The 7,295-nt window shown below is 67.9% G+C and carries 8 protein-coding genes and 2 riboswitches; of the genes, 6 read left to right on the top strand and 2 right to left on the bottom strand.

The window, feature by feature from the left end; translation table 11 throughout:
- Together ACOJTB_RS18875 and coxB are read right to left on the bottom strand one after the other, a co-directional pair.
- On the bottom strand, positions 1 to 523 hold a 523-nt coding region (locus ACOJTB_RS18875), incomplete at its 3' end, for a cbb3-type cytochrome c oxidase subunit I (RefSeq protein WP_420104065.1).
- A gap of 19 nt (positions 524 to 542) precedes the next feature.
- A complete protein-coding gene (gene coxB / locus ACOJTB_RS18880; protein ID WP_420104066.1) occupies positions 543 to 1,397 on the bottom strand; it encodes a cytochrome c oxidase subunit II in 855 nt (284 codons plus the stop codon).
- A gap of 388 nt (positions 1,398 to 1,785) precedes the next feature.
- On the opposite strand from coxB, the gene ACOJTB_RS18885 reads away from it, so the two are divergent.
- The 6 genes from ACOJTB_RS18885 to gcvPB form a co-directional block, all read left to right on the top strand.
- Positions 1,786 to 2,295 (top strand): invasion associated locus B family protein, encoded by a 510-nt coding sequence (locus ACOJTB_RS18885; protein WP_420104067.1) that lies wholly within the window; start codon positions 1,786 to 1,788, stop codon positions 2,293 to 2,295.
- Positions 2,295 to 2,888 (top strand): hypothetical protein, encoded by a 594-nt coding sequence (locus ACOJTB_RS18890; protein ID WP_420104068.1) that lies wholly within the window; start codon positions 2,295 to 2,297, stop codon positions 2,886 to 2,888. The genes ACOJTB_RS18885 and ACOJTB_RS18890 overlap by 1 nt, the downstream gene beginning before the upstream one ends.
- A gap of 105 nt (positions 2,889 to 2,993) precedes the next feature.
- A riboswitch (glycine riboswitch) is annotated at positions 2,994 to 3,091 on the top strand.
- A riboswitch (glycine riboswitch) is annotated at positions 3,092 to 3,200 on the top strand.
- A 48-nt stretch (positions 3,201 to 3,248) separates the two neighbouring features.
- Positions 3,249 to 4,415 (top strand): glycine cleavage system aminomethyltransferase GcvT, encoded by a 1,167-nt coding sequence (gene gcvT, locus ACOJTB_RS18895; RefSeq protein WP_420104069.1) that lies wholly within the window; start codon positions 3,249 to 3,251, stop codon positions 4,413 to 4,415.
- 46 nt (positions 4,416 to 4,461) lie between these two features.
- Positions 4,462 to 4,875 (top strand): glycine cleavage system protein GcvH, encoded by a 414-nt coding sequence (gene gcvH, locus ACOJTB_RS18900; protein ID WP_420104070.1) that lies wholly within the window; start codon positions 4,462 to 4,464, stop codon positions 4,873 to 4,875.
- Positions 4,876 to 4,927: 52 nt separating this feature from the next.
- On the top strand, positions 4,928 to 6,268 hold the full coding sequence (gcvPA, locus tag ACOJTB_RS18905) for an aminomethyl-transferring glycine dehydrogenase subunit GcvPA (protein ID WP_420104071.1): 1,341 nt from the start codon (positions 4,928 to 4,930) through the stop codon (positions 6,266 to 6,268).
- A partial coding sequence (gene gcvPB, locus ACOJTB_RS18910; RefSeq protein ID WP_420104072.1) for an aminomethyl-transferring glycine dehydrogenase subunit GcvPB occupies positions 6,268 to 7,295 on the top strand: 1,028 nt, incomplete at its 3' end. The genes gcvPA and gcvPB, both read left to right, overlap by 1 nt.

A 7,295-nucleotide genomic window follows, 5' to 3' on the forward strand; every position in this document is an offset into this window, starting at 1 on the left:
GGTGCAGCGACAGGATGCCGAAATCGACCGAGGGGCCGGGATGGCCGGTGGTCGAGAACGGCGGATAAACCGTCCAGCCCGTGCCGACGCCGTTGACGCCCGGCGCGCCGGGAACGAACAGCGAGATCACGAGCAGCACGAAGCCGGCCACCGTGAGCCAGAACGAGATGTTGTTCATGCGCGGGAAGGCCATGTCCGGCGCGCCGATCATCAGCGGCACGAACCAGTTGCCGAAGCCGCCGATGACGGCCGGCATGACCATGAAGAAGATCATGATGAGTCCGTGACCGGTCACGAACACGTTGTAGGTCTGGCCGTTCGCGAAAATCTGCAGGCCCGGATACATCAGCTCGATGCGCATCATGATCGACAGGAAGCCGCCGACCAGGCCCGCGATGATCGAGAAGATCAGATAGAGCGTGCCGATATCCTTGTGATTGGTGGACAACAGCCAGCGCCGCCACCCGGTCGGGTGGTCATGCGCGGCGTCGTGGCCGTGAGCGTGCTGAGCCGCTGTCGCCATCGTTTCGTCTCCTCGAGGCTTACTGCGAGGCCGCGGCGAGCTTGCGGCCCGCATCGTCGGCATTCGCGAATTTCTGCTTCGCCTCGGCGAGCCAGGCGGCGTAGCGCTCCTGGCTGACAACGCGGAAGGCGATCGGCATATAGGCGTGGTTCTGCCCGCAGATGAACGAGCACTGGCCGTAATAGATGCCCTCACGCTCGGCCTTGAACCAGGTTTCGTTCAGGCGGCCGGGGATGGCGTCGATCTTGATGCCGAAGGACGGCACCGTGAACTTGTGGATGACGTCGGCGCCGGTGACCTGCACGCGCACCACCTTGCCGACCGGCACCACCGCCTCGTTGTCGACGGCGAGCAGGCGCGGCGCCTCCTCGGCGGCGATCTTCTTGGCGGCGATCGCCTCGGCGCGCGCCTTCTCGTCCAGCATCAACGAATCGAAGCCGAACGGGCTGCCGCCGTCCTGGGCATATTCATAAGACCAGTACCACTGCTTGCCGGTGACCTTCACGGTCATGTCCGCCTTGGGCAGCTCGAGCTGGAGCTTGAGCAGGCGGAAGGACGGGATCGCGATCACGACCAGAATTAGGACCGGAATGATCGTCCAGGCCACTTCGAGCAGGGCGTTGTGCGTGGTCTTGGAGGGGACCGGATTGGCCTTCTCGTTGAACTTGAAGATCACATAGACCAGCAGCGCGGCGACGAAGAGCGTGATCACCGTGATGATGATGTTTAGCCAGTCGTGGAACCAGTGAATGTAGTCGGAGACGGGCGTCGCGGCGCCCTGCAGGTTCATCTGCCAAGGCGTCGGCATGCCGGTGCCGGCCAGCGCGGGAACGCTCGCCGCCATGGCGAGGGCAAGGGCGGATGCGGCCGCCATCGCAAGGGTCCTGCTCACAAATCGCATCGATCCGACATAGCTCCTCAAACGGCCTGCATGGGTGCCTTCGTCGGGTCCACGCATGACGGGGCGATTGCCAGATCGCCCTCTTCTTCGGGATTGCGATAAATCAAAGATCACAATTGCGCCAGAGGGCAATGAGACCCTCGCCGAATGCCATGCGGCATAAAGGCGCGAGCCGGCCCGGACGCGGCGTCCGCAGAACGCTCGCGCGCCTTGACAGGGCCGGGCCTGCATGGTCCCAACGCAACTCGACGAGGGTCGGGTGCGCCCGCCGGCCCGCCTGCGCGCGCCGCCCGGGGCCCGCGCGGCGGCCCGGCCGAGGCGGCGGCTCCGCAAAGCGGGCGGCTTGGGAGATGAGATGCGGATGACGAGGATCCTTGCGGCCTGCGGCGCCCTGGCGCTGGCGCTCTCGCTGACGGGCCTGGCGGCAGGCTCCGCTTTCGCGCAGGGGGCGGTGCGCTCGACGCATGGCGACTGGCAGATGCGCTGCGAGACCCCGCCCGGCGCCAAGGCCGAGCAATGCGCGCTCGTCCAGAACGTCGCGGCCGAGGACCGGCCGAATCTGACGCTGCTGGTCATCGTGCTGAAGACGGCGGACCAGAAGAGCCGGCTGCTGCGCGTGGTCGCCCCGCTGGGCGTGCTGCTGCCATCCGGGCTCGGCCTCAAGATCGACGACAAGGATATCGGGCGGGCCGGCTTCGTGCGCTGCCTCACCACCGGCTGTGTCGCCGAGGTGGTGATGGACGAGACGCTGCTCGGCCAGCTCAAGGGCGGCAAGACCGCCACATTCATCGTGTTCCAGACGCCGGAGGAGGGGGTGGGCGTCCCCGTCTCGCTCAACGGCTTCGGTCCTGGCGTGGAGGCGCTGCCGTGATGGTTTCGGGTTCGAGCGCGGGCCGCTGGCTCGCTGTGCCGCTGCTGTGCCTCGGACTGGCCGGCTGCGGCTCCTCCGGCTCCTCGGGTGGCAACACCGCTCTCAACGTGCTGATGTTCCAGTCGACGACGCCGCCCCCGGCGGACCAGTTGCCGAAGGACGATCTGGCCGTGATCGTCTGCCCGGAGGTGATCGTCGCCGATGGTGGTGCCGCGATTCGCCAGGGCGGGCAGGAGGCCGGCGCCGTCCGCTACCAGATCTCGATCAACGACGTGGCGCGCGAATGCACCGCGACGGGCACGACCGGCGCCTATCGCCTCAAGGTCGGCGTCCAGGGCCGCGTCCTGCTCGGGCAGGCGGGCGGCTCCGGCAGCTATGGCGCCACGCTGACCACCACGGTGACGCAGGGCGGCCGCGTCGTCGCCAAGCGCTCCGCCCGCGTCGGCGCGAGCGTCTCCGGCGGCCAGACCGGCGCCGATTTCACCCATGTCGAGGACGGCATCGCGGTGCCGGCCGGCAGCGGCGATGTCGAGATCATCGTCGGGCTCGGCCAGGGTGGGGCGGCGACGCCTGCGCGCAGCCGCCGCCGCTGATCCGCGAAAGGCGCCTTCGCCTGCTGGCAAGGCAGCCTCTGCTCTCAAACGAGGCGCCGCCCGGATTGACTGGGCTGGCGCCTTCTGTATGTCTGCCCCCAGCCGCATATCCCCGCGGGAGAGACCGGGCCTGATCCGTCAGGGCCGGCGCCGAAGGCGCAACCGCCCCGGAAACGCTCAGGCAAAAGGACCGCTTGGGGACTTGGCGCTCTGGAAAGAGGCGGAAGCGATTCCGCCCACCGACGGGTGTAACCTGCCGGGGCTTCGCGCTCCGCGGGGAAATCTCTCAGGTCCCGAGACAGAGGGGGCGCGCTCCGGACATCCGTCCGGGGCTCGCGCTCGATTCTGGAAGGGGCCGCCATGGCCGAAGCCGCTGACGCCACGCAAGCTGCCGCCGCGCCCGAAAGCGTCGTGCCGCTGAAGACCCCGCTCCATGCCCGCCATGTCGCGCTCGGCGCCCGCATGGTGCCCTTCGCCGGTTACGACATGCCGGTTCAGTATCCGCTCGGCATTCTGGGCGAGCACAACTGGACCCGCGAGAAGGCCGGCCTCTTCGACGTCTCGCATATGGGCCAGTGCTTCCTGGTCGGTCCCGACCACGAGACGGTCGCGCGCGCGCTCGAGGCGCTGGTTCCCGCCGATATCGTCAACCTCGCCCCCGGCAAGCAGCGCTATTCGCAACTGCTGAACGAGGAGGGCGGCATCCTCGACGATCTGATGATCACCCGCTCGGCCGATCCGGACGAGGACGGCGCGCTCTATCTCGTCGTCAATGCCGCCTGCAAGGAGGCCGACTACGCCCATATCGAGGCCCGCCTGCCGGCGAATGTGAAGCTGATCAGGGCCGAGCATCGCGGGCTGATCGCACTGCAAGGGCCGGGCGCGGAAGCCGCCCTCGCCAAGCTCGCGCCGGAAGCCGCCGAGATGGGCTTCATGACCTCGCGCACCATGAAGGTCGCCGGGATCAAGGCCAATATCAGCCGCTCGGGCTATACCGGCGAGGACGGCTATGAGATTTCCGCCGCCGCCGGCAAGATCGGCGAGATCTGGGACACGCTGCTGCTCGACGCCACCGTCAAGCCGATTGGTCTCGGCGCCCGCGATTCGCTGCGTCTCGAAGCGGGTCTGTGCCTCTATGGCCACGACATCGACACCACGACCTCGCCGATCGAGGCCGCGCTGAACTGGTCGATCCAGAAGCGCCGCCGCGAGGAGGGTGGCTTCCCGGGCGCTGCGCGCATCCAGCGCGAACTCGCCGAGGGGCCGGCCCGCCTGCGCGTCGGCCTGCTGCCCGAAGGCCGTGCTCCGGCTCGCGAAGGCACCGAGATCGCCACGGCTGAGGGCGAGGTGATCGGCACCGTGACCTCCGGCGGCTTCGGCCCCACGCTGAACGGGCCCTGCGCGATGGGCTATGTCGCCCGCGCCCATGCCGCCCCCGGCACGAAGCTCAATCTCGTCGTGCGCGGCAAGCCGTTGCCGGCCGTCGTCGCGCCGATGCCCTTCGTGCCGAACGGCTACAAGCGCTGACCGAATCCGCTTTTTGACCGATTTCCCGCTTCGTCTGGAGGAAGCCATGGCGCAGACCCGCTACACCAAGGATCACGAATATATCCGCATCGAGGGTGAGACCGGCACGGTTGGCATCTCCGACTACGCGCAGAGCCAGCTCGGCGATGTCGTCTTCGTCGAGTTGCCCGAGATCGGCAAGGCGCTGAGCAAGGGCGGCGAGGCGGCCGTGGTGGAAAGCGTCAAGGCTGCCTCCGAGGTCTATGCCCCGGTCTCCGGCGAGGTGGTCGAGGTCAACAGCGAGCTGGAGGCCGCGCCCGGCACCGTCAACGAGGACCCCGCCGGCAAAGGCTGGTTCCTGAAGATCAAGCTCACCGACGCCGCCGAACTCGACGGCCTGATGAGCGAGGCCGAGTATCACGACTACCTCAAGACGCTGGGCGACGACCCTCCCCGTCATCCCGGGGAACCCCCGGGATGACGGGGAGGGTTTGATCGACACGGGCGCCCCTAAACCGACAACGGACATTTCCATGCGCTATCTCCCGCTCACCGAGACCGACCGCGAGGACATGCTCGCGCGCATTGGCGTCCCGGATATCGACGCGCTGTTCAGCGACGTGCCGGCCGACAAGCTGCTGAAGGCCCCGGTCGATCTGCCGCGCGCCAAAGGCGAGCTGGAGGTCGAGCGCATTCTCGGCCGCATGGCGGCCCGGAATATCGCGGCCTCATCGGTGCCGTTCTTTTGCGGTGCCGGCGCCTACAAGCACCACGTCCCGGCGACCGTCGACCATCTGATTCAGCGCTCGGAATTCCTGACCAGCTACACGCCCTACCAGCCGGAAATCGCGCAGGGCACGCTGCAATATCTGTTCGAGTTCCAGACGCAGGTTGCGGCGCTCACCGGCATGGAGGTCGCCAACGCCTCGATGTATGACGGCTCGACAGGCACCGGCGAGGCCGTGCTGATGGCCCATCGCGTCACCCGCCGCAGCAAGGCGGTGCTCTCGGGCGGCCTGCACCCGCATTATGCCGAGGTGGTAAAGACGCTCTCCGAGATGGCGAGCGACGAGGTCGTCGCGCTCGCGCCAGACGTCGCCGCCTCCGAGGACATCCTCTCGCGGATCGTCGACCAGACCTCCTGCGTCGTCGTGCAGTCGCCGGATGTGTTCGGCAATCTGCGCGATCTGAAGCCCATCGCCGAGAAGGCCCATGCCCATGGCGCGCTGCTGATCGCGGTCTTCACCGAGGTCGTCTCGCTCGGCGCGGTCGTGCCGCCCGGCGCGCAGGATGCCGACATCGTCGTCGGCGAAGGCCAGTCGATCGGCAATGCGCTGAATTTCGGCGGCCCCTATGTCGGCCTCTTTGCCGCCAAGTCGAAATATCTTCGCCAGATGCCTGGCCGGCTCTGTGGCGAGACGGTCGATTCCAGCGGCCAGCGCGGCTTCGTGCTGACACTCTCGACCCGCGAACAGCATATCCGCCGCGACAAGGCGACCTCCAACATCTGCACCAATTCCGGCCTCTGCGTGCTGGCCTTCACCATCCACATGACGCTGCTGGGGCAGGAGGGGCTGACCCGCCTCGCGGCGGTCAACCACGCCAACGCCGTGAAGCTCGCCGACGCGCTCAGCGGCGTGAAGGGCGTCTCGGTGCTCAACGAGACCTTCTTCAACGAGTTCACCGTGAAGCTTTCCAGGCCCGCGGCCGAGGTCGTCGAGGCGCTCGCCGCCAAGGGTGTCCTCGCCGGCGTCCCGGTCTCGCGCCTGCTGCCCAGGGCCGGCCTCGACGATCTGCTGCTGGTGGCGTCCACCGAAGTGAATAGCGATGAAGACCGGGCGGCCCTGGTGGCGGCGCTCGCGGAGGTGCTGTGATGCTGAATCGTCAGGGACGTCCCACTTCGGCCGGCGAGGCCTCTCACATGGACCACGCCACCTTCACCGGCAACAAGGCGCTGCAGCAGATCGAGCCGCTGATCTTCGAGATCGGTCGGCCCGAGACCACTGGCGTCGATATCGACGCGCCGGCGCCGGCGCCGGTCGCCTCGCGCCTCGGCAAGCATGCGCGCCAGGGCGAGATCGGCCTGCCCGGCCTCTCCGAGCCCGAGGCGATGCGCCATTATGTGCGCCTCAGCCAGAAGAATTACGGCATCGACACCGGGCTCTTCCCGCTCGGTTCCTGCACGATGAAGCACAATGCCCGCCTCAACGAGAAGATGGCGCGACTGCCGGGCTTGTCCGACGTCCATCCGCTCCAGCCGCTCTCCACCGTGCCGGGCGCCCTGGAAGTGATGCTGGAGCTCGCGCGCTATCTGATGACGCTGACCGGCATGCCGGCCGTGGCGCTCTCTCCGAAGGCCGGTGCCCATGGCGAGGCCTGCGGCATGATGGCGATCAAGGCCGCCATCGCGGCCAAGGGCGAGGGCGCGACGCGCAATGTCGTGCTGGTGCCGGAATCGGCGCACGGCACCAACCCGGCCACTGCCGCGCTGATCGGCTTCTCGGTGAAGTCGGTACCCGCCCGGCCGGACGGCACCGTCGCGGTGGATGATGTGAAGGCCCTGCTCGGGCCGGATATCGCCGCGATCATGCTGACCAACCCGAACACCTGCGGCATCTTCGAGCCGCAGATCGTCGAGATCGCCGCCGCGATGCATGAGGCCGGCGCCTATTTCTACTGCGATGGCGCCAATTTCAACGCGATCGTCGGCAAGGCCCGCCCCGGCGATCTCGGCGTCGACGCCATGCACATCAACCTGCATAAGACCTTCTCGACGCCCCATGGCGGCGGCGGGCCCGGCGCCGGGCCGGTCGTGCTGTCGGAGCGACTGGCGCCCTTCGCGCCGGTGCCTTTCATCCATGTCGAGAACGGCGAGCCGCAGCTGATCGAGACGCGCGAGGA

The sequence above is a fragment of the Allobosea sp. genome (genome assembly GCF_048595345.1).
In the GTDB taxonomy this organism is placed as follows: Bacteria; Pseudomonadota; Alphaproteobacteria; order Rhizobiales; family Beijerinckiaceae; genus Allobosea.